We start from the raw sequence: 22,852 nt of genomic DNA on the forward strand, positions 1-22,852 counted from the left end.
TACTAAACGAATGTATCGCAGGATAAACTATATAAGGTCATTAAATGGAGTCGATTCCACTTGTCAGCAGTCAAAATTCGCAGTTACACACTGCGATGGCTAACACTGATGCCCTCAATGCTACTCCACGCCCCATTCCGGCTCAGGTGCAAACATCACCTGAGGGAGATAGTATTATTCTAAACGGTACAGAATATAATTTAAAGCTAGTTAATGCTCAACAGCGGCAAATATTGTTGACTGCTAATAGCTTTTTAGTCACGCCCAATGCGCAGAACAGCTCAACTCCAACTACGATAGTGCAAAACTCAACTAGCCAACTGCTTGCATTAACTACACCTCTCGTACTGAAAATTCCTGAGGCAGTGATCAATCTTGCGCAACAAAATGGCATCTCTCAGACGCAGCTTTCAACGCTCGCGGCTCGCACACAGGGCTATCCATTACCCAACGTCACTATAGTTAACAAGGAGTTTCAATTTGCTAATGGTACCGTTGTAGCACAAGATCCTGGACCCCAGCTGAATCAAGGTGAATTCATCGCGAAAATAGCCTTTCAACAAGGGCGCCCTATTTTATTACTCACCCCAATACAGAGCAAACTCGAAATCATAATTGGGACGCCAGTAAATGAAACTCAGGTTCCCACAAATAAACCATCTTCTGATCTTGTGATCGCGAAAATTGAACCAGCCCAGATCATTGCGTCCTTTCTAAAAAAACTCGAAAATATCAACTTTCTACCTGAGCCCACAAAACAAATTGTCACGGCCAAAGTCGATATAATACAGCTTCAAAGTAAAGTAGATGTTCCATCCGCGCCTACTGCGACTGGCTCACAGAATATCTCTAACGCGCAAGTCATAACGCCAACAACTAAAGACTTAGGTCAGATCAGCACTCAAAACTCAGCCCTTGAAAATCGGCTTGTGGGTCAATCACCAGCATCACAAATGGGTGAAAACGTAAATAGCAAAAACGGGTTGTCTCAAAGCTCAAAAACATCACAAGAAATCCTAAGTGTGAGTCCTACAGACATAAACAAACTTAATAATATTTTAGGATCCAGTAGCCAAAAGAGTGAACAACAAGACAATGATGCTAAGACTGACACTTCGATAAAAGTGGCTGATGTCTTACAAAAAGCGTTCAATAAAGCGGGGGCACTTCCTATTGAGTTATCTCGTTCTAATAGCAGCTCGAATTTAGCATCTGAGTTATTGAAACACCTACCGCATTTAGGGCTGCCACCACTGAGCCAATTAAATGATATCGATGAACTCAAAGCCAATATTCTCGGTCTAGCGAGTCTAAATCTTGCTACGCCTCAATCAAATCAAGCCTCAATGCTCATGAATGGGAGTGCAATAACCTCACTTTTTCAGCTGCTACTTGGCTTTAAAGCCAATAACAATTCGAATTCCGTGAGCAAAAAGCTTGCCGACTACCTTGAACAGTTACAAGCTAAAGTGGGCTTCTCCACTAAACTTCTTGGGCAACTGAGCAAAGCAGGAGGCCTTGATAGCATGGGACTATTAGCCTCTAACCTGCATTTATACCAACAGGCAAGTAATGAGAGCGCTGGCAATTTGGTGTGGTTCTTCGCCCTGCCCTATGGCATTAACCAACGACAGGAGCAACTGGAAGGGAAATTTGAGCAAGAAGCCGATCCTGATGACCCAGATAAAAAAACTGGATGGCGTTTACAACTGAAGTTTAATCTAGCACAAGGACCTCTGCTGATTTCAGCCCAAAACCACAATCAACAATTAGATATCCAGTTTAAAGGCAATAGTCAGATACTACTTAATAAGGTTAATAACTTTTTAACGCCCTTAAGCCAAAAACTATCACAACTGGGTTTTACGCCTGGTGAACTATCAACTCAAATAGCGCAAGTACCAGCAACCTTATTACCTGGTGATCATTTCCTCGTAAAGACAAAAGCTTAATGAGTGACAATGTTCCAACACTAATATTGAGTTCATTATACAAAACATTGGAAATAACGATATGAGCGAAGAGAGTGAACCTAAACAAGCTGTCGCACTGAGCTACGATGGCCGTAACGCTCCTAAAATAGTCGCGACTGGTGAAGGGCTTATCGCAGAAGAAATTATTGCCTTAGCTAAGGCTAACGGCGTTTATATCCATCAAGATCCCCATCTGAGCCATTTTTTGCAATTGCTAGAGTTAGGAGAGGAAATTCCCAAGGAGCTTTACCTGCTTATCGCCGAACTGATTGCATTTGTGTATATGCTCGACGGTAAATTTCCTGAGCAATGGAATAATATGCATAAAAAAATTGTCGAGAAGGCATAAAATAAAAAAGCTAATTCAGAAAAATTAGCTTTTAGTGTTCAATTGGCTACCGATTACTTACGATGCAGACGGATCAACAGCTCGGCTTCAGCTTTAGGTAATTCGCATTCCTTAATCAATTCGTCGACGCCAGCACCAAGCGCGACCATCTTCATGGCTCGAGTATAAAGTTTTGCCTGTGGATCCTGTTGAGTCGTCTCTTCAATTCGTTCAGACTGTTGCAATATGCGTTTCTCTAATTCAATAACACGACGGCCTACACCGATTGTGCCACTGCGTAATTCTTGCAATTCGCGTTTAAAAGACTCTCGCTGCCGATCGCCCTCTTTAACTAACACAGTCAATGCCTCAACTTTGCTTCTTAATTTACTCAATTGCTTTTGTAAAAAGAGTACTAACCCTAAGCATGCGATGACATAGACTAACGCTGCGATCAAAAATTCATCGCCCATCAAAAATCCTTATACTCACTCAAAGCCATAGATTTGGAGCTGGCTTACAATTGAGTTATCTATTCCAAAGTGCTCACTTAACGTCACCAATATAATTGGCCATTGTTCAAGCTATGATAAAAAGACTTCGTCTACCCATAAATCGTAAATACCCAACATCATCGATTTATTCGCAAATAAACAAAATGGCTGAATGAATTCTAATCATTCAGCCTTATCACACTCATTGATTAGATCTGAGTCAACTCGGCCCATTCTTCGTCGGACAATAATTTGTCGAGATCAACTAAGATAAGTAATTCATTGTCGCGGTTGCTCACGCCTTGAATAAACTTAGCACTCTCTTCCGTTCCAACATTAGGCGCATTGTCAATTTCAGAGCGGCGCAAATAAACCACTTCTGCAACACTATCAACTAAGATACCAATGACCTGCTTTTCAGCTTCGATGATAACGATTCGAGTTGAATCATCAACTTCAGCAGACTGCAATCCAAAACGTGAGCGGGTATCAATTACAGTAACGACATTACCACGTAAGTTAATGATGCCTAGTACATAATAGGGGGCACCGGGTACAGGAGCTATTTCAGTATAACGCAGCACTTCCTGCACTTGCATTACGTTGATACCGTAAGTTTCATGGTCCAACTTAAAGGTAACCCATTGTAATACTGCATCATCTTTACTTGCAGCGACTGCTGCTACATTTCTTGTATCTTTCATGTTTACCTCAACCAATTGAGTCCTGACAACCTAAACCCGCATTAAGCATTTCAACTAAGGCTTGTACGTGCAAAATGCCACACATCTGTTCTTTCACTACACCCGCTAACCAAGGGCGTTTACCCGCTTGACTACGCCAGTTGACTTGCGACTTATTAATTTTTACCGCATTGACCAAGGACTCACAAGTCAATCCCCAGTTACTGCCTTCTAATAATACAAGATATTGATAATTTACTGATTGCGCCAGTTTATCTGTGTATTTTTCTGGCATAACCCACGCACAAGTATCAACAATGTTCAATTGCTCCTCCCTATGCGTCTGTACACCAAGAAACCATGCGGGTCGACCAAAGATGTGGTTTATCCGCTCAACTTTTACTATTCCGCCTAAACTCACTAAAGGCACAGCCAATGTTAGCCCTGCTACTTTAAAGAATAGTACCTGAAACTCATCATCGAGCACTTCTTGCAAATCTTTTGTCACACTAGGAGGCGTAATGCCGACTTGTGTTTCTGGCACAACCACTGGCTCAACGATTTCATCAACAACGGTTTCATTAACAACAGGCTGAGCTTGTGGTACTTCTACCACAACAGGTTGAACATCAATAGGTGGCGCTATCTCTACTGAAGGTGGTATCGGTTCTAACCTTGCAGTCTTTAGTACTGGCGCGAGTAATTTCTCTAACGCTTGCTTATTCACTTGAGCTACAACCTGGCTTACCGGAGCAACAAACTCATGTTGTCTTGGCGCCGCTTTTGGCTGCAACTGCGCAGTAGGCGTTATGGCCTTCTCTACATTCTGCGGTGCTGCAGTGCGACCATTTTCAGCCAAAATTGCCGCATCGAGCAATGCTGCCTCTGTTTGATTAACGGCAACATTTTGATTTGAGTCTGCTTTTACAATGCTTTGAGGGGAAACAATCTGGTTTGGACTGTCGTCTTCCTGCAGCAATAATGCGAAAAAATCAAAAACAGTTTCATCAACCGATTTTGACATGGCCAAACTCCCCAACTAATAAGAAATCTAATAATCTTTCATAGGCTTTAACGCCGCGGCAACCACTCGCATAATGCGATGCTGGTAAATGTGCCAAACTGGCATCTCTAAACTTTGTGTCTACTGGAATAACGTCTTTCCACAAAGTATCACTGTATTCTGCACCAAGAACTTGCAAAGCCGCAGGTGATGCTTTGGTGCGTTTATCGTACATGGTTGGCACAACAGTGTAACTGTAGCGCGTCTTCTTAGATCGGCCCATTAACTCCATCGTTTTAATCATCCGCTCTAGCCCTTTAATGGCAAGAAACTCCGTCTGCACAGGAATAATGATATGCTGACTTGCCGCAAGCGCATTGACCATTAATACCCCGAGTACGGGTGGACAATCAACGATAGCAACATCATAATCATCAGCAACCAGTGCTAATAAATTACGTAGTACTAATCCCATTCCCTCTTGATGACCTAAGGCTCTATCTAAGGTAGCCAATGCCATAGTTGCAGGCAATAAATCCAAACCATCGACTAAGGTTGGCACTACATGGGATAAAACGAGTTCCTTAGAAAGGTTTTTATGGGCAAGAAAAACATCAAACAACGAGCCTGGAACCTCTTCAGAATCAATACCTAAGTAATAACCTAACGAAGCATGTGGATCGGTATCTATCATAAGAACACGCTTACCACGCTTAGCTAATGTTCCCGCTAAACTCGCTACCGTCGTGGTTTTACCTACGCCACCTTTTTGATTCGCTATGGTCCAGACTTTCAAGAAGTGACCCCTATCTATACTGGTTAATACGCTAATGAACTAGAAAATTGTGAGTTAACAAATTCTAAAAATTACTGCTCTTTTCTGGTCGTGACTCGAATGCCGCCATTGGGCAAACTAATCACTTTGACACCATCGGCATTCTCAGATATCACCACGGGCAGCATCTCTGCATTTTGGGGGGCAATTGTCTGAGAAACAGCTTTAACCTCTTTTTCTGGCGCTTGAAGCTGTTTAGGAATAGAGGATTCCAGATTAGTTTTTTCCTTCGCCGTATCTATTTCAGTATCTGGTTTGCCCAGCAAAGGCGGAATGCTATTTTGTACCGGCTCAGGACCAATCGCTACAGCCTTCTGCTCACCAGGAGCCACTAATTGCAACATTGCTTTAGTCTGATCGGGATGAGACGCTAACCAAGTTGCAATGGCCTCAGCCTGTTCGTCAGGTACCATTAACAGCACCTGAGTCGATTCCAAACGTTTTACATCCGCCTGCAGCAAACTATTCTTACGCTTGTAATCAAGGCTTAAGGCACCAAGAACCAAAATGGCTATGCCCATCAACAAGATGATGAGCACACTATTTGTGCTCATCGGATATTGGTTTTTAGACACGAACAGACTCTTTTAAAATACATTCGGCCATGTTGTCTAAGGCTATCGACTGGGTGGCAATCCCTGCACTCGCAACGGCTTGTGGCATACCATAAACCACACAACTGGCTTCATCTTGCGCCCAAATGGTAGCGCCTACAGCTTTCAACATCCGCGCGCCTTCTCTGCCATCTGCCCCCATGCCCGTTAATACAACAGCAAGCACATCACCACTAAAGGCTTTAGAAGCAGAAGCAAAGGTGATATCCACACAGGGCTTATAATTCATATCAGCACTGCCAGCGATAACTTTTAATCGGCTACTTGCTCCAGTACGTTCAACCATCATTTGCATACCACCTGGCGCTAAATATGCACAACCCGGTTTAAGAAGATCGCCATTAGCGGCCTCTTTTACTTCAATTTTACATAAGCCATTTAAACGACTCGCAAATGCAGGGGTAAAAGCTGCTGGCATATGCTGAATTAATAGAATTGGGTGCGGATAGTTTGCTGGAAACTGCGTGAGTATTTTTTGCAGCGCAACCGGACCACCAGTAGATGTACCGATCAGCAATAATTTATACTGCTTACCACTTGCACGAATCGTCGTTGCCGTTGACGTTCTAACAGGAGCTGCGACAGGCGTATGAGCCGATATACTCGTTGTACCTAAAACGCTACCTGTTGGACGCACACTAGGTGTTGACGCGACCACAGGACGTGCAATCGGACGAAACATTCTGCGTCGTCCCAATGCCTTAACTCTTTGTTGCAACAATAAAATGGCATCATCTTTGTTGGTCGCAATATCTTCAAAACGTTTAGGTAGAAAATCTAATGCACCAGCATCTAAAGCGTCTAACGTTGCTTTAGCGCCATCATGGGTTAAAGAAGAAAACATCAAGATCGGAGTCGGACACTTAGCCATGATTTCACGAACAGCAGTAATACCATCCATGACAGGCATCTCAATATCCATAGTGATAACTTGGGGATTAAGCTCAGCAGCCAACTTCACCGCTTCGGCCCCATTTGAGGCCGTCGCGATAACTTCCAGTTCAGGATCTTGATTGACTATTTCACTAACACGTCGTCTGAAAAAACTTGAGTCATCAACGACTAATACTTTAATGGCCATTCCATTCCTTAGCTTGGAAACTAATTCTTACTTTTCGCATAATGCTTTAGCAATCCAGGAACATCTAAGATCAGTGCAATACCACCATCCGATGTAATTGTCGCACCAGCCATCCCAGGAGTGCCATGTAACATAGCGCCAAGAGGTTTAATAACAACCTCTTCTTGTCCTATTAAGGCATCCACTACAAAACCAATTTGCATCATGCCTAATTGCACGATAACCACATGACCATGCTTTTTATCGCCATGTTTAAAGGTCGTTTTGTTTCTATGTAGCCAGTGTTCCAAATAGAACAAAGGTACGGCCTTATTACGCACTATGACTGTCAGTTGCCCATCAACAATATTGGTTTTTGTGAGATCGAGATGGAAAATCTCATTCACGCTAGATAGAGGTAATGCGAACACTTGTTTAGCGACATCGACCATTAAGGTAGGCATAATCGCCAGTGTTAACGGTACTTTAATCTCAAGTATCGTTCCCTTACCTTTCATGGAATCAATATGTACAGTGCCATTAAGTTGGGTGATACGAGTTTTTACCACGTCCATCCCAACACCACGGCCTGAAATATCTGAAATCTCAACTTTAGTTGAAAAACCTGGTGCAAAAATCAAATTATAGGCTTCGCTGTCTGTCATCCGCGAAGCAGAATCTTCATCGAGCACACCACGATTTATGGCGATTTTTTTGAGTTTTTCAGGATCCATGCCTGCGCCATCGTCTTCGATTTTCAGCAGTATATGGTCGCCTTCCTGACTTGCTGATAAGGTAATCGTTCCCGTTCTTGGCTTACCACTTGCTTCACGCTCATTTGGCATCTCGATACCATGGTCCACAGAGTTACGCACTAAGTGGACGAGTGGATCGGCAAGCGCTTCAACGAGGTTTTTATCTAAGTCAGTTTCTTCACCGACCATGATCAAATCAATTTCTTTGTTTAGTGTACGAGCAAGATCACGTACCACCCGAGGGAAACGACCAAACACTTTCTTGATCGGTTGCATACGGGTTTTCATCACAGCGCCTTGCAAATCGGCAGTAACGAGATCTAAGTTCGCAAGAGCTTTCGACATTTCCTCATCATCACGGCTGATGCCTAAGCTCACCAATCGATTACGCACTAACACTAACTCACCCACCATATTCATGATCTGGTCGAGTCGTGCGGTATCTACACGTACTGTTGTTTCACCCTGAGGCACATTCGCAGAGCTAGCCTTAGCAGGTGCTTTATCGACAACCGCAATTTCCACCTTAGGTTTTGCAGCAACGACTGGAGCTGGTACTGCGGCTTTAACTGGCGCAGGAGCATGTGGTGCAGCAGTAGGTGCTACAGTCGAAACAGGGGGTGTAGGCGCTTTGACTTCGGCTTTCGCAGGTGCTCCGCCTTTGCCGTGGAGTTCGTCGAGTAATCGCTCAAACTCATCATCGGTAATTTCATCAGCATCTACAATCGGTTGAGGCGCAGGTGTTGCCACAACCTTAGGCTTAACAGGCACTTCAGCCTCAGCTTTAAATTTACCTGAGCCATGAAGTTCATCCAGTAACGCCTCGAACTCATCATCAGTGATGTCATCACCTGATGTTGAAGGTGTTTTAATTGGTGCAGCAGGCTTGACAGCAACAGGCTCAGATACAAATGTGGTAGCAGCGACCGCAGGTCCCTTTCCTGAACCATGAAGCGCATCCAATAAAGCTTCAAATTCAGCATCATTGATATCATCGATACTTGAAGACGTATTTTCAATGGAAGATGAGTTATCACTTATGTCAGCAGGGATTTCTTGAAGAGTAGGAGTATCAATAATGACTTCAACAACAGGTTCTGGCTCTACAACCTTGGCAGAAGCGACTTCAGATGGCAAAGGCGCACCTGAACTGAGCATTTTAAGTCTCGCTAACAAACCTGAATCGGCGGGATCTTGTTGCTCGCCCTGCTGGGTTTGCGCAAACATGGTATTAATTGCATCAACAGCCTGCAAAATAATATCCATCAACTCTGCGTTAACGCTACGCTTGCCTGTCCGCAATAAATCGAAGGTATTCTCAGCCTCATGACAAACATCAACCATGGGAGTTAAGCTAAGAAAGCCAGCACCACCTTTAACGGTATGAAAACCTCGGAAAATGGCGTTCAGCAAGTTAGTATCATCAGGATTATTTTCAAGCGCAACGAGTTGCTCTTGCAGAAGCTCTAAAATTTCACCGGCTTCGATTAAAAAGTCCTGGAGTATCTCTTCATCTACATCAAAGGCCATCAAATTGACTCCCAGTTAGAAACCCAGACTCGATAGAAGATCATCCACTTCGTCTTGACCCGTTACCACATCTTGACGAAGCTCGGCATTCATTATCGGGCCTTCTGCTTCAATATTATTTTTCTGAGCAATCTGACTTTCAATCATAGGTTGCTCACCAAATACCGTCAGCATAGAAACCAGATTACTTTCTACTTCCATTACTAGATCAATAACACGACGTATTATTTGTCCTGTTAAGTCTTGAAAATCTTGCGCCATCAAAATTTGATTAAGCAATTCACGTAATCGAGTCGAGTCATTTGCACTACGAGACATAAGGTCTTGTACATCGTGACAAAGGCCCTTAAATTCAGCCAGCGCTATCTCGCGTCGCATTAATCTGTCCCAAGATGGCATGACATTTTGAATATTTACAGTCACGGCATTAGCCAAAGGTAAACATTCTTCAACCGCATCCATGGTTTTATTTGCAGCTTGTTCGGTCATGTCAATAACGTAATTTAAACGTTGCTTGGCATCGGGGATCTCTGTATTGGCTAATTCAGCAAGACGATTATCAACTTGAAAATCCATCAGCGCACTATGAAGTTGCCGAGTTAATTTACCTACTTCTTCGAATAATTCTCGTTGCAGTGGAGCAGCAAGCTCCCGAAATAAATCATCTGCCTGACTTTGCTCACCTGCACTTAATAATTCAACTAAATGCTGAGCTTGCTCGAGCGTGATGAGCCCTGATGTTTGTGACTTCATAGCTCATCCTTGCTCAAGCGAGTCGTTCGAATATTTTATCTAACTTCTCTTTCAGCGTTGCAGCGGTAAAAGGCTTAACCACATAACCATTCACTCCCGCTTGAGCGGCAGCAATAATCTGTTCACGTTTTGCTTCAGCAGTCACCATTAATACGGGTAAATGCTTTAGCGAATCATCAGCGCGAATTGCTTTTAACAGATCGATTCCTTGCATACCAGGCATATTCCAATCTGTAACAACAAAATCAAAATCCCCCTTTTGCAACATCGGCAGGGCTGTTGAGCCATCGTCTGCTTCTTGGGTGTTATTAAACCCCAAGTCTCGCAACAAGTTCTTGATGATACGCCTCATTGTCGAAAAATCGTCAACAATGAGAATCTTCATATTCTTGTCCAAGGTTTCCTCCGGTGAGCTGACATTCTGTGCTCGATTAATAATTATACTTATGTCCAGTGCTTGAGTTTAGCTTTCAATCGCAACATTGCCTGACTTAATATCTGGCTAACCCGCGATTCACTGACTTCAAGAATGGCGCCAATCTCTTTTAAATTCAATGCTTCATCGTAGTACAGGGATAACACTAATGCATCTCTTTCAGGCAATAATTTAATTGCCTCAACCAGAGCAGAATGAAATTGGTTCTCAGCTAATGCTTCAAATGAATCATCATCGGACCGATCACTCACTGTAAGTATATCCTGAGATACGCCTAAATCTTCTATCCCTATGATTTTTCCGACAGAAACATCGTTAAGAATATGATGGTACTCATCGAGCGTCATATCAAGTTTTTCTGCAATTTCTGTGTCGCGTGCATCACGGCCCAGTTCTTGCTCTAACTCATCAATAGCGTGTGCAACCTTACGATTGTTACGATGAACGGAACGAGGGACCCAGTCGCCACGACGAATTTCATCTAACATGGCTCCACGTATGCGTATGCCGGCGAAGGTTTCAAATTTCGCCCCCTTGCCACCATCAAACTTGGATGATGCTTCTAGTAACCCCATCATCCCAGCTTGGAGTAAATCATCTAACTGCACAGATGCAGGTAGTCTGGCGAGTAAATGATGCGCAATTCTTTTAACCAACGGAGCATACTGTTCAACGATCGACGATTTATTGTCTAAACAAGTATACGCAGCGGCTTTATTCACTCGTTTTTTCCTCTTGAAAATCTGGTCGTTGTACTAAACGCTCAACGAAAAACTCCAAATGCCCACCAGGTTGCTGCGGCACAGGCCAGCTCAAAATTTTATTTGCCAATCCTTGATACGCAATTGCCGCTGGTGATTTAGGATAAGCTTCAACCACCAATTTTTGTTTACGAACTGATTTACGTAAGTTTTCGTCAAATGGAATCGTGGCGACTAATTCAAGTGCAACATCTAAAAATCTGTCGGTCACTTTACTGAGTTTAGCAAATAATTCCATACCTTCGCGTAAACTACGCACCATATTGGCAACTATTTTAAAACGGAACACGCCATGCTCACGGCTGAGAATTTTAATCAGGGCGTAGGCATCGGTAATCGAAGTGGGTTCATCACAAACAACGACTAGCACATCCTGCGAAGCACGTGAGAAACTGAGCACCATATCTGAGATCCCAGCCGCTGTATCTACGACTAGAATATCAAACTGAGTCCGCATCTCGCTAAATGCTCGGATTAATCCAGCATGTTGTGCAGGGCTTAATTCCACCATCCCCTGTGTTCCAGAGGTAGCTGGTACTATGCCTATCCCCTTTGGACCACGCACGATAATATCGTCAAGCTCTGCATCACCAGAGAGCACGTGAGAGAGGTTACGCTCGGCACGAATACCCAGCATGACGTCGACGTTTGCTAAGCCAAGGTCAGCGTCAAGTACCAAGACACGCTTGCCTTTTTCGGCTAATGCCACAGCAGTATTAATAGAAACGCTGGTTTTACCCACGCCTCCTTTACCGCCAGTGACCGCGATTACTTTCACTTTTTCGTTATAGGGTTGATTCATCATACGTAAACCACTTGCTTGATCCAGGGTCATAAATCTACTCAAATGCACAGGCCATATTATCTGACCACGCTGTGTCTTGTAATGATTGTTGTTCTGTACTATCTAACGCTGCGAGTGCCTGCTGGGCTAAATCTAGGGTATCCGCAACTTTCATATCTTCAGGAACTCTTTGTCCATCAGTAATATAACTTAATGGTAATCCGTTTTGGATCAACACACTTAATGCCCCTGCTAACGACACAGATTCATCGAGTTTTGTGAGAACGACACCAGATAGGGGAATGCGTTTAAAATGATTGACTGCATCTTGCAGCACACGGCGCTGCCCTGTCGCAGACAGTACCAGATAACTGCGGATAGGTATCCTGCTATTTGCAGTTAAATTATCAAGTTGCTGGTAAAGGCGCATATCTCGCTGTCCCATGCCAGCCGTATCTATCAATACTAGCTTGCGATTCCTAAACTGATAGAGAATTTGTTCTAATTCATTTAGATCATGAGCTTGCTTTACTGGACAGCCCATTATTTTGCCATAAGTTGCTAATTGCTCATAGGCTCCGATGCGATAATGATCTGTGGTAATTAAAGCAACATGTTCAGCACCATGATGTGCCGCAAAACGGGCAGCAAGTTTAGCTAATGACGTTGTTTTACCAACCCCAGTAGGACCAACTAATGCAACCACTCCGCCCTGCTTAACAATGTCATCGCCCTGATTATCAAGCATATTCGCAAGACTTTGTGGTAATGCTCTGACTAATTCAGCTGGCGTATAATGCTGGCTCAGCGCGGCTAATTTATTCGCAACCGCAGGGGAGAATTCAGCCTCAAGCAATTTGGCTTCGAGCATAGCACCGACGGGATCGATGCGTTTTTTATGTTCCGTCATCAAGGAGGATACTTGATGTGTCAGTAAATTACGCAGTGATGCTAATTCATCACGCATAGCCTCAATATCAGCACTTTGTTTCTGTGATGTTTGTGGCTTTTTATCAAACGAGGAAGGAGCTTCACGACGTTCTGGTTTCACAGCAGTAGGGGCTTGTAAGCCCTTAGCCCATGCTGGTAACTCGGCATCAACTTGCTGATGTGACATTTGTTGATTCAAACGGCTTTGCTGCTTCTCAAGTAAGGCTTGTAATGAGTCTGCTGGTGCGGCTGGCTTAGCGCGAGTTTCTACACGAACTGGCTGCTTAGCACCTAGGGACACGAGATCGTCGCTCACGTCCATAAAGGTAGGTGCTGGCGCAGTGGCTGCAGTTTTCGCTTTAGGTTCGTCATAGTCAACGGCAGCGACAATTTCGATGCCACCGTTCACTTTTTTATTTGACATAATGACGGCATCGGAGCCGAGTGTTTCTTTCACTTGGGCCAGTGCGGCGCGCATGTCTTTGGCAAAAAATCGTTTAATCTTCACTTATGCGTCCTCTACTGGCCGACTGCAGATACGATACGTATTTGCTTCTCATCAGGTATTTCTTGATATGAAATGACTCTGAGATTAGGAATAGTATGTTTAACAAAGCGTGACAGCGTCGCGCGTAACATACCTGACGTCAACAATATGGCGGGTTGTCCGACCATTTCTTGCTTCTGAGCCGCATCGGCAAGGGACTGCTGCATGCGTTCTGCAAGACCGGGTTCAATATTAGGACCATCACCACCGGTTGCTTGCATTGACTGATGCAACATCTGTTCCAACTCTGGCGCCAAAGTAATGACGGGGATTTCGAGCTCTGGGCCTGAGATTTCCTGAACTATCATACGTTTCAAAGCGATACGTACAGCGGCAGTCAAGACTTCAGTGTCATTGCTCTTAGTGCCATATTCTAACAAAGTTTGCACTATAGTACGCAAGTCTCTAACTGAAACCCCTTCATTTAATAGGTTCTGCATCACTTTTACGACATGTCCTAGTGGCATGATATCTGGAATAAAGCCATCAACCAGCTTAGGTGAGTGTTTCGCAAGCATATCCATCAGTTGTTGCACTTCTTCGTAACCTAACAACTTAGCAGCATTATTTGTGAGTAATTGACTAATATGAGTTGCAACAACCGTCGCAGCATCGACGACGGTATAACCTAGTGTTTGTGCGTGCTCACGTAACTCAGGGGCGATCCATACAGCTTCCAGGCCAAAGGCGGGATCGCGCGTTTCGATACCATCGAGTTTGCCATAGACTTGACCAGGGTTGATCGCCAATTCGCAATCATGACGAATATCTGCCTCTCCGACGACGACGCCCATTAGTGAAATGCGATACGCATTAGGTGATAAATCTAAGTTATCGCGAATATGCACCGCGGGCACTAAGAAGCCTAATTCCTGAGACAACTTTTTACGCACGCCTTTAATGCGGCTTAGTAACTCGCCACCTTGGCCCTTGTCTACCAGAGGGATCAAACGATATCCAACCTCAAGACCAATAGTATCAACATGATGTACATCGTCCCAACCTAGCTCTTTAGGCTCTTTATCTTGTCTTTCTATTGGACCCGATTTCACTTGTTCTAGCGCTTTAAGACGTTTGTTTTCATTTCGTTTATAAACAAAATAAGCTGCACCAGCAGTCATAAAGGCAAAGCTTAAAAACGCCATGTGCGGCATACCAGGAACAATACCCATTACAAACAGGACTCCGGCGGCGATACCCAATGACTTATGACTGTCAAACATCTGACTCATCATCATTTGGCCCATATCACCCGACTCGTTTTGACGGGTCACCATCAAGGCTGCGGCGATTGACAATAATAGACCTGGGATCTGCGCCACTAAACCATCACCGATAGTCAGTAAGGTATAAATTTCAACCGCTTCAGAGAAACTTAAGCCATGCTGCACAATCCCTATGATGAAACCACCTACGATATTAATGACTAAGATCATGATACCGGCAATCGCATCCCCTTTAACGAATTTGGACGCACCGTCCATCGCACCATAGAAATCGGCTTCACGGGTCACTTCAGCACGGCGTAATCTTGCTTGATCTTGGTTTAAGGTTCCGGCATTTAAATCGGCATCGATTGCCATTTGCTTACCAGGCATAGCATCCAAGGTAAAGCGGGCGCTAACTTCAGCTATACGACCTGCACCTTTAGTCACAACCGCAAAGTTGATGATAATCAAAATGATAAAGACCACTAAACCAACGGCATAGTTACCACCGATAACCACAGAACCGAAGGCTTCAATCACCTTACCCGCGGCATCACCGCCATTATGACCCTCAAGTAAAACCACACGAGTAGAGGCAACGTTCAGCGCAAGACGTAATAACGTCGCCACTAGCAGGACACTTGGGAAAGCAGCAAAATCCAACGGTCTATCAGTATAAATTGCGACTAATAATACGATGAGCGCTAAGGCTATGTTGAATGAAAAGAGTATGTCTAATAGAAATGGAGGGATAGGTAAAACTATCATGGCCAATGCTGCGAGTACGAGTATAGGAGTGCCTATACCTTTAAACGTACTCAAGCGCATTTGTTTTACTTGACCTAAAGTCGCTCTAACATCCATTCATATTTACCTAAACTTTGACGTATGACAGCATGAAAGCAAAAAATACGCCAATAGCGTATTGGCCTGCAATAATATCACGACTTCAAAGAGTTTTTAGCTTAGGTCTTAATATTTTAACTCATCGGGAATGGGTTGATTAAGCGGGATTGGGATAGGCTTGCGACCTCGACCTTTTTGGTACTGGCGCAACTGAAATACATAAGCCAAAATCTGTGCCACGGCGGTAAACAACCCTTCAGGGATTTGTTGATCTAACTTAGTCGTATGGTATATAGCTCTTGCTAATGGTGGGGCAGAGACGATTGTCACATTATGGGCCCTTGCTATCTCACGAATTTTAAATGCGACATCATCGACACCTTTGGCAACAACGAAAGGCGCGACTGAACGCTGCACGTCATATTTAATTGCTACCGCAAAATGCTCTGGGTTAACAACTATGACATCGGCATTGGGTACTTCGGCCATCATTCGACGTTGAGCCAACTCGCGTTGCATCTGCCGTACTCGCCCTTTAACTTCAGGCTTCCCTTCAGTATCTTTATACTCATCTTTTACTTCTTGTTTGGTCATCTTAAGTTGTTTGTTGTGATTCCAAAGTTGAAATGGCACATCTATGACAACAATAAACAAAATCGAGGAACATAACAGGATAAACATCCAAACCAACAAATCTAATGCATGGTAAACATTACCAGGAAGATGGTCGCTAGACAGCAACATGATGTCATTGAAATAGAAGCTTAATAAAAAATAAGCAGAAAACGCTACTACCGAAAATTTAGCAATGCCTTTGGTGAGTTCAACCAGAGCCTGCACGCCAAACATGCGTTTAAAACCAGCAAGGGGACTCATTTTACTGGCTTTTGGCATCATAGCTTGGGTCGAAAAATTGATCCCTCCAAGAGAGACGTTACCAATAAACGCAACAACCACAATCAGTAGCATAATTTTAGCCATGGGCCAGGCTATTTCACTCGCAACAACACCCCACACTTTGAATATTTCATTAGTATCAAAAATTTGCGCCCTATCCATGGTAAATACAATTTCAAACACCCGAGTTAGGCTAATGGCCAAACTTGGGCCTAGCATATAAAACCCACATGCCGCCGAAATCAATACCGCTGCAGTCCCGAGTTCTTTCGAACGTGCAATCTGTCCTTTTTCCCGCGCCTGTTCTAGACGTCTCCCCGTGGGTTCCTCTGTACGTTCGCCACTTGATTCTTCAGCCATGGGCTTCTCCTAATCCCATCATATCAAGCCATCAGCGTTACATTGGAGCGCTAACATATCGCAAAGCAGCACTTGAGCCGTCGACCATACTTCATCGAAGTGTGCCATTACCGGTGTTAGGGTTAACCACAGAATAAACAGTCCACCAATCATAGTGATCGGAAAACCAATAGAGAAAATATTCAATTGCGGTGCGGCGCGGGTCATGACCCCGAAGGACAAGTTGACTAATAACAAGGCGATAATCGCAGATATCGACATAGTGAGTGCCGCACCAAACATATACGACCCCCAATCAGCCAGTGATCGATAACTTGTGAGTGTTAAGCCTTGATTAGAAATTGGCAAAGTTTCAAAGCTTGCCACTAGCATACGGATCATCAAAAGATGGCCGTCCACAGCTAAGAAAATCAATGTCGCCAATAAAAGGAAAAAGTTACCAATAACGGGTGTTTGTTGGCCAGAACCTGGGTCAACCATAGAGGCAAAGCCTAAACTGGTCTGCATACCAATGATCTGTCCAGTGAGCACAAAGACTTGCATTACCATTTGAGTCACAAACCCCATGGCAACACCGATAATAATTTGCTGCGCGGTGATGAATACTGCGCTTAACGAAAATAAATCCACATTTTGAGTTGGAGGAAGAACGGGTGCTATCGCAAAGGTAATTGCCATAGCCAATAATAAGCGCACTCGTGTTGGTGTCGTTGCCGCCCCAAATACCACCATGACCATCAACATACTCGCGACGCGAAACAATGGCCAAATATAAGCGGCAATGGTTTGCATTAAGGTATCGAGCAGCAGCTCCATCGCGTTAGCCTATCACTTGCGGGATGCGATTCACCATCTCGATGAAAAAGTCCATCAGGGTTTCAACTAACCAGTGCCCCATAAACATTAGTGCGAGCAGCGTTATGATTAAACGCGGAAGAAAACTTAAGGTCTGCTCGTTAATCGAAGTCGCCGCTTGAAACACAGCAACGATTAACCCTATCCCCAGACCAGGCAACACAATAGCAGACACCATCATAACGATAACAGAGAGAGCTTCACGAAAAATATCAATTAGCGCCTCAGGACTCATGTGTTTACTCTCCCTTGGCTATCCGAAACTATTCGCTAATGTCCCGAGGACTAAGCTCCAACCATCTACGAGCACAAACAACATGATCTTAAACGGCAGCGACACTATCATGGGAGATAACATCATCATCCCCATAGCCATCAAGATACTCGCCACCACTAAATCGAGAACTAAAAAAGGCACAAATAGCATAAAGCCAATCTGAAATGCGGTTTTTAACTCACTGGTAATGAAAGCGGGCACTAACACACTCATAGGTGCTTCTTCGGGAGACTTAATATCCTTATAGCCAGAAATCTCAATAAAGGTCTTTAAATCCGTCGTTCTTACTTGGCCCAACATAAAGCCTCTCAGCGGCTCTTTCCCTTTGTCAAACGCTTGCTGCAAGGTTAATTGCTCATCGATATAAGGCTTCACCCCTTCATCATAAATCCGGTCGAATACCGGTGCCATGATAAAAAAAGTCATGAACAAACTCATGCCAATTAAGACTTGATTAGATGGCGTCTGTTGTAACCCAATGGCTTGGCGTAATATCGACAGGACAATGATAATCCGCGTGAAAGAGGTCAACATGATGAGCATCGCAGGTAAAAAACTCAGCGATGTCATCAGCAGTAAAATCTGCATTGTGACCGAATATTCCGTTGAGCCGTCTGGCGCCGTTGTTACTGTTACAGCAGGTAAGACGCCATCTGCGGCCCATACTGACGGCATCAATAGCAACATAACTAACCCAACTAACGCGAGGATACGTGTTGTCATTGTTTTAATTTCGCCTGACGTAATCGACTCGCAAACGAATCAGCTTCTAGATGGATAGGTTCAGCTAACTTATCAATCAAACTCACCTGCTGCGAGCTAACCCCAAGCAAATATTGTTGTTCTCCCACCTGAACCAAGACTAAACGCTCTTTTTGACCGAGGGAAGTCACAGCAATGGTCTTTAGTACGCCATTGGTCGTGGGGACTAAATTAAACCTTCTCAGTAAATAAGCTAACGCGAAAATTAATAATAAAACCAGAATCAAGCCACCTAACATACTTGCTAAGGTCGCAACTTGAGAAGGTTCAGCCATGTTTGCAGCAGGCGCTATTGAAGCAATATTCACTGCGCCTTCCCCACCGAGGCTATCGGCGCTCGCTTGAACCGCTATCACTAAACTCTGTATTACCGATGTGCTCATTTAAAGTTCCAACGACTTTTACATCTCGAATTATTTAAGCTTTTTAATTCGCTCAGTTTGACTGATCACATCCGTTAAGCGAATACCGAATTTATCGTTTACCACCACCACTTCACCGTGAGCGATAAGCGTGCCATTGACCATCACATCTAACGGTTCACCTGCGACTCTATCTAACTCAACCACAGAACCTTGGTTAAGTTGTAATAAGTTTCGAATACTAATATAGCTGCGGCCCACTTCCATCGAAATGGTGACAGGAATATCTAAAATTGTATCTAACTTAGCCGCTTCAGCCTTAGAAATAGGTCTTGAATCATCAACCAGCTCATCGAGTTCAATTGCGTTGGCTTCTTCTAACGCTTGTTCTGCCATTGCTGCAGCCCAATCATCCGTATCGTCTGTGCTCATCTTACTTCACCTTATAATTCTGATATATCACGAGATTTACCCTTACGTGTCACCAATTGCAGCTCAGATTTAACTGTCTCTGGCCGAGGGATTTTCTCACATATTTTAAGCGCTAGGTTATCTCTAGAACGGCCCATTTTACAACGATATGTCGGTAAATCCTCGATTTTCATCATGATAAACTCGGGTAACTCAATAGGAATAATATCGCCCGCTTTAAAATTCATGACCTCTTTGAGCGTTAATTCATGTTCAACAATATTGGCATCGAACCCGACCTTCACATCCATGATTTCATCGTGCAATGCCTGTGACCAACGCATATCAGTATCTTGCTTGTCACTTTGCACACCCGCATCGAGTAACTCTCGGATAGGTTCAATCATGGAGTAAGGCATAGTGATGTGAAAATCACCACCACCTCCATCGACTTCAATATGGAATGAATTAATCACCACAACTTCGGTAGGACTAACAATGTTCGCCATGGCGGGATTGACTTCAGAGTCCAAATAATCAAACTCAACATCCATTACGGGCGCCCAAGCATCTTTATAATCTTCAAATATAATCTTAAGCAGTAACTGTACGATTCGTCTTTCTGTCGGCGTAAATTCTCGCCCTTCAATCTTGGCATGGAAACGCCCATCGCCACCAAAGAAGTTATCCACTAGGATAAATACCAGTCGCGCTTCCATGGTGATCAATGCTGTGCCTTTGAGTGGGCTAAAACGCACCATATTCAAGCTAGTAGGAACAAAAAGCGTATGTACGTACTCACCAAACTTGAGCATCTGTACACCGTTGATCGACACTTCGGCCGCTCGGCGCATCATATTAAACATACTAATGCGCAAATGGCGCGCAAAACGCTCATTCACGATTTCCAGCGTCGGCATACGCCCACGAACTATTCGATCTTGGGAAGAGAAATCGTAGGAACGGGCATCTTCTCCAACAGCGTCAATTTCGTCATCATCAACGTCATCAACCCCGTGCAATAGCGCATCAATTTCGTCTTGGCTTAATAAATCACTCACTATATTGCCTTCGCCTCTTTTGGTGCTGAAGTTAAAGGATTATTGCATTACAAAACCGGTAAATAGTACTTTCTCGACAACCTTACGCCCAGTTACTGACTGTAGAGTATTTTGCACACTCAAAAGTGCTAACTGCCGTAACTCATCTTTCCCCGCTTGCGTGCTGAGCTTTTGCACATCTGCACCACTAAAGGTCGTTAAAAGCGCATCTTCAATCAGCGGAATATGTTTTTGTGTTAGCACATCATCATCGGTACCACGCACCATAAGCTGCACTTTAATCTCAACTAAACGAGCCCTATCAGGCCCTGGTAAGTTGAATAAAAAAGGACGTGGCATAGGCACGTATGATGCGGTAGCTACTTCTCCTGATGCTGGTACTTCAGCCTGAACAGCACTATCTGCTGCTACGGCGGGAACCTCTTCGGTACTGCTTCCCATAAAGAACCAGACGCCGCCACCGATTAACAGCGCGACTAAAACGCCTACACCAGCAAAAATAAATAGTTTCTTCTTACTCTTAGGCTCTTCAGTACTTTCAAGTTCTAACGATTCTTCCTTAGCCATCACTATTCTCTTTAATTTAGGCGGAAACTCATTACAGTTTTATTTGAAACGTAATTATGTCAGTCATTGCTATAGGTTACCTGCTTAAGCGTAATAATCTATACCTGAAGTTACACTAATCGCTTGATTTAAACCTAAATGTAACTCTTCTGCCGAGATTTCATCCATGTCTGCCGCATTTGAACTGCCGCCATCACCGAAACTACCTTCACGACGCTCACCTTGATCGCCTTGAGAAACATGGCTGTCAGCCAACTGCATCCCTTGCTCTTGCAATAACTCACGTAATCTTGGCATAGCTTGTTCAACCAGATCGCGCGTTTGCGGCTGAGTAACATGAAACTGTACTTGGGTTTGGTCGCCATGCACTTGGATCTTTACCAACATATGTCCAAGTTCAGGTGGATCGAGCCGGATTTCCGCATGTTGGATGCCTTGACTCACCATAGTAATCAATTGCTGCTTCATCACAGGTGAAAATCGTTGGATCATCTCCTGCATTTGGTTTTGCTGTTCTACTCCTTGACGCAATGACAACTGAACTTGCATGGTTTCTTGGCGATTTAATTGTGACATCGAGAGTGTCTGTATGGATGATGTCGACTTAAGTTCTGAGAAAGTATTACTATCATCCATAAAACTTTCGTCTCTGGGAATATCCATCGCAACCGTTAATTTAGCATCTTTCAGTAATAGGTTAGCAGCCAAATCGGAATTGGGACTCCCATCAAGATCACTTTCTGTTACAGATGTTGTATCTAATGGTTCAGATGAAGTTGAAGAGCCTAAGGTATTCAGGTCGAAAGTATTTCCCGAGGTCGCGATATTAGCCGTATTGAGACTATTCACTGTAGAGCTACTAGTCGTTGCTTTTGCCGCAGTGTTGGTTACCGACTTTATCGTTGCACTGTTCGCTAAGCCCGCTTGATTAATCACAGCATTAAGTGTGACCTCATTCTCAACTAAAGACTCATCTATACTCACCCCGACTTCAGTGGCAGAGACAAGCTCAGTGTCTTCTAAAGGTAATTCTGAAGCGTCATCGGTCAAATTTGGGTCAATCACAGCATCAGTATCCGCTGACGCTTCAAGTATATTTGGGTCTATGGGGAGAATATGTACGAGTGACTTATCAGTCAAAGATGATGGTTTAACGTCATCTGCGATTGAAATTGCTGCCATATCTGGACTAGTAGAAACTAACTTTTGTAATTCAGCAGAAAAACCCGCTTCATCGGCATCTATATCTGATGCCAGTTCAATCTCAGCAGAAACAGTAGATGCCAATGCTGAGCCGGTTAATAAAGCTGATGAAGTATCAATATTTTCTTCACCAGTTATATCTTCTTCAGCATTTAAAAATGCTAGCGGCAAACTATCTCCATCTGATGCCGTTTTCTTCATATCATTTGCCATGCTAATTTGGGCAAAAATGAGGTTTACGTCGGCGTCATCAGTTGATATATCGTCATCTTTTACTTTATCAGCAGAGGTAACCTGCACAGTATCATCAGTGTTAGCAATGGTTTTTTTAGACGCAGAAATAGAAAATGAGCTAGCAGTGACTGACGCAAGTGTAGATGAAAAGTCTTCATTATTAGACTCTTGGGAAGATGTCTTAGCGGAATTGGCCGCAGAGTTGCCTGTTTTACTTAACAGGATATTGGTCATTTGTTGCATAAGAGCTCCCAAACATCACCCAGCAAAAAAAGAAAATGGCTAGGTAAAAACGTCAATTAAACACTGCGGTTGCAGGGTCA

The 22,852-nt window shown here is 43.8% G+C and carries 24 protein-coding genes; 2 read left to right on the forward strand and 22 right to left on the reverse strand.

Annotated features, from left to right (window positions below; translation table 11 throughout):
* Positions 1-44 precede the first annotated feature (44 nt).
* Together L5M28_RS02785 and L5M28_RS02790 are read left to right on the forward strand one after the other, a co-directional pair.
* Positions 45-1,952 carry a hypothetical protein gene (locus L5M28_RS02785; protein WP_263202397.1) on the forward strand — a complete coding sequence of 636 codons (1,908 nt, stop codon included), beginning with the start codon at positions 45-47 and terminating at the stop codon, positions 1,950-1,952.
* Positions 1,953-2,013: 61 nt separating this feature from the next.
* The gene (locus L5M28_RS02790; RefSeq protein WP_028761167.1) at positions 2,014-2,322 is read left to right on the forward strand and encodes an EscU/YscU/HrcU family type III secretion system export apparatus switch protein; all 309 of its coding nucleotides are present in this window, start codon (positions 2,014-2,016) and stop codon (positions 2,320-2,322) included.
* Positions 2,323-2,375: 53 nt separating this feature from the next.
* On the opposite strand, the gene L5M28_RS02795 is transcribed toward L5M28_RS02790, so the two are convergent.
* The 22 genes from L5M28_RS02795 to L5M28_RS02900 all read right to left on the reverse strand — a co-directional run bounded on the left by L5M28_RS02795 (position 2,376) and on the right by L5M28_RS02900 (position 22,772).
* Positions 2,376-2,774, reverse strand: coding sequence for a DUF2802 domain-containing protein (locus L5M28_RS02795; RefSeq protein ID WP_028761168.1), 399 nt, complete (start codon positions 2,772-2,774; stop codon positions 2,376-2,378).
* A 230-nt stretch (positions 2,775-3,004) separates the two neighbouring features.
* Positions 3,005-3,499, reverse strand: coding sequence for a chemotaxis protein CheW (locus tag L5M28_RS02800; RefSeq protein WP_006082380.1), 495 nt, complete (start codon positions 3,497-3,499; stop codon positions 3,005-3,007).
* A gap of 7 nt (positions 3,500-3,506) precedes the next feature.
* A complete protein-coding gene (locus tag L5M28_RS02805) occupies positions 3,507-4,502 on the reverse strand; it encodes a chemotaxis protein CheW (RefSeq protein ID WP_168824448.1) in 996 nt (331 codons plus the stop codon).
* Positions 4,486-5,277 (reverse strand): ParA family protein, encoded by a 792-nt coding sequence (locus L5M28_RS02810; protein WP_028761170.1) that lies wholly within the window; start codon positions 5,275-5,277, stop codon positions 4,486-4,488. The genes L5M28_RS02805 and L5M28_RS02810 overlap by 17 nt, the downstream gene beginning before the upstream one ends.
* Before the next feature lie 71 nt (positions 5,278-5,348).
* Positions 5,349-5,870, reverse strand: coding sequence for a membrane anchored protein in chemotaxis locus (locus L5M28_RS02815; protein WP_263202419.1), 522 nt, complete (start codon positions 5,868-5,870; stop codon positions 5,349-5,351).
* Positions 5,871-5,883: 13 nt separating this feature from the next.
* Positions 5,884-7,011, reverse strand: a complete 1,128-nt coding sequence (locus tag L5M28_RS02820; RefSeq protein WP_263202398.1) for a chemotaxis response regulator protein-glutamate methylesterase — start codon at positions 7,009-7,011, stop codon at positions 5,884-5,886.
* Between the two features lie 20 nt (positions 7,012-7,031).
* Positions 7,032-9,275, reverse strand: coding sequence for a chemotaxis protein CheA (locus L5M28_RS02825; RefSeq protein ID WP_263202399.1), 2,244 nt, complete (start codon positions 9,273-9,275; stop codon positions 7,032-7,034).
* Between the two features lie 15 nt (positions 9,276-9,290).
* Positions 9,291-10,028: a protein phosphatase CheZ gene (locus L5M28_RS02830; RefSeq protein WP_263202401.1), complete on the reverse strand. Its 738-nt coding sequence runs from the start codon at positions 10,026-10,028 to the stop codon at positions 9,291-9,293.
* 13 nt (positions 10,029-10,041) lie between these two features.
* Positions 10,042-10,425, reverse strand: a complete 384-nt coding sequence (cheY, locus tag L5M28_RS02835) for a chemotaxis response regulator CheY (protein ID WP_007649667.1) — start codon at positions 10,423-10,425, stop codon at positions 10,042-10,044.
* 47 nt (positions 10,426-10,472) lie between these two features.
* On the reverse strand, positions 10,473-11,186 hold the full coding sequence (locus L5M28_RS02840) for an RNA polymerase sigma factor FliA (RefSeq protein ID WP_028761175.1): 714 nt from the start codon (positions 11,184-11,186) through the stop codon (positions 10,473-10,475).
* The gene (locus L5M28_RS02845; protein ID WP_006082389.1) at positions 11,179-12,060 is read right to left on the reverse strand and encodes a MinD/ParA family protein; all 882 of its coding nucleotides are present in this window, start codon (positions 12,058-12,060) and stop codon (positions 11,179-11,181) included. Before L5M28_RS02845 ends, L5M28_RS02840 begins: the two co-directional genes overlap by 8 nt.
* Before the next feature lie 4 nt (positions 12,061-12,064).
* Positions 12,065-13,447 (reverse strand): flagellar biosynthesis protein FlhF, encoded by a 1,383-nt coding sequence (gene flhF / locus L5M28_RS02850; protein ID WP_131523092.1) that lies wholly within the window; start codon positions 13,445-13,447, stop codon positions 12,065-12,067.
* Between the two features lie 11 nt (positions 13,448-13,458).
* Positions 13,459-15,558, reverse strand: a complete 2,100-nt coding sequence (flhA, locus tag L5M28_RS02855) for a flagellar biosynthesis protein FlhA (protein ID WP_113939472.1) — start codon at positions 15,556-15,558, stop codon at positions 13,459-13,461.
* Between the two features lie 108 nt (positions 15,559-15,666).
* Positions 15,667-16,797 (reverse strand): flagellar biosynthesis protein FlhB, encoded by a 1,131-nt coding sequence (gene flhB, locus L5M28_RS02860; protein ID WP_263202403.1) that lies wholly within the window; start codon positions 16,795-16,797, stop codon positions 15,667-15,669.
* A gap of 18 nt (positions 16,798-16,815) precedes the next feature.
* Positions 16,816-17,613, reverse strand: a complete 798-nt coding sequence (gene fliR, locus L5M28_RS02865; protein ID WP_028761179.1) for a flagellar biosynthetic protein FliR — start codon at positions 17,611-17,613, stop codon at positions 16,816-16,818.
* Positions 17,614-17,617: 4 nt separating this feature from the next.
* Positions 17,618-17,887 (reverse strand): flagellar biosynthesis protein FliQ, encoded by a 270-nt coding sequence (fliQ, locus tag L5M28_RS02870; protein WP_113939469.1) that lies wholly within the window; start codon positions 17,885-17,887, stop codon positions 17,618-17,620.
* An 18-nt stretch (positions 17,888-17,905) separates the two neighbouring features.
* Complete coding sequence (fliP, locus tag L5M28_RS02875; protein ID WP_263148455.1) at positions 17,906-18,652, reverse strand: flagellar type III secretion system pore protein FliP; 747 nt, start codon at positions 18,650-18,652, stop codon at positions 17,906-17,908.
* Positions 18,649-18,966 (reverse strand): flagellar biosynthetic protein FliO, encoded by a 318-nt coding sequence (fliO, locus tag L5M28_RS02880; protein WP_372838760.1) that lies wholly within the window; start codon positions 18,964-18,966, stop codon positions 18,649-18,651. Before fliO ends, fliP begins: the two co-directional genes overlap by 4 nt.
* 138 nt (positions 18,967-19,104) lie before the next feature.
* Positions 19,105-19,485, reverse strand: coding sequence for a flagellar motor switch protein FliN (fliN, locus tag L5M28_RS02885; protein WP_028761182.1), 381 nt, complete (start codon positions 19,483-19,485; stop codon positions 19,105-19,107).
* An 11-nt stretch (positions 19,486-19,496) separates the two neighbouring features.
* The gene (gene fliM / locus L5M28_RS02890) at positions 19,497-20,525 is read right to left on the reverse strand and encodes a flagellar motor switch protein FliM (RefSeq protein WP_105251943.1); all 1,029 of its coding nucleotides are present in this window, start codon (positions 20,523-20,525) and stop codon (positions 19,497-19,499) included.
* 39 nt (positions 20,526-20,564) lie between these two features.
* Positions 20,565-21,092 (reverse strand): flagellar basal body-associated protein FliL, encoded by a 528-nt coding sequence (fliL, locus tag L5M28_RS02895; RefSeq protein WP_028761184.1) that lies wholly within the window; start codon positions 21,090-21,092, stop codon positions 20,565-20,567.
* Between the two features lie 84 nt (positions 21,093-21,176).
* A complete protein-coding gene (locus L5M28_RS02900) occupies positions 21,177-22,772 on the reverse strand; it encodes a flagellar hook-length control protein FliK (protein WP_263202405.1) in 1,596 nt (531 codons plus the stop codon).
* Between the last annotated feature and the right edge of the window lie 80 nt (positions 22,773-22,852).

Source organism: Shewanella sp. SW32 (genome assembly GCF_025653365.1).
Classification (GTDB): domain Bacteria; phylum Pseudomonadota; class Gammaproteobacteria; order Enterobacterales; family Shewanellaceae; genus Shewanella; species Shewanella oncorhynchi.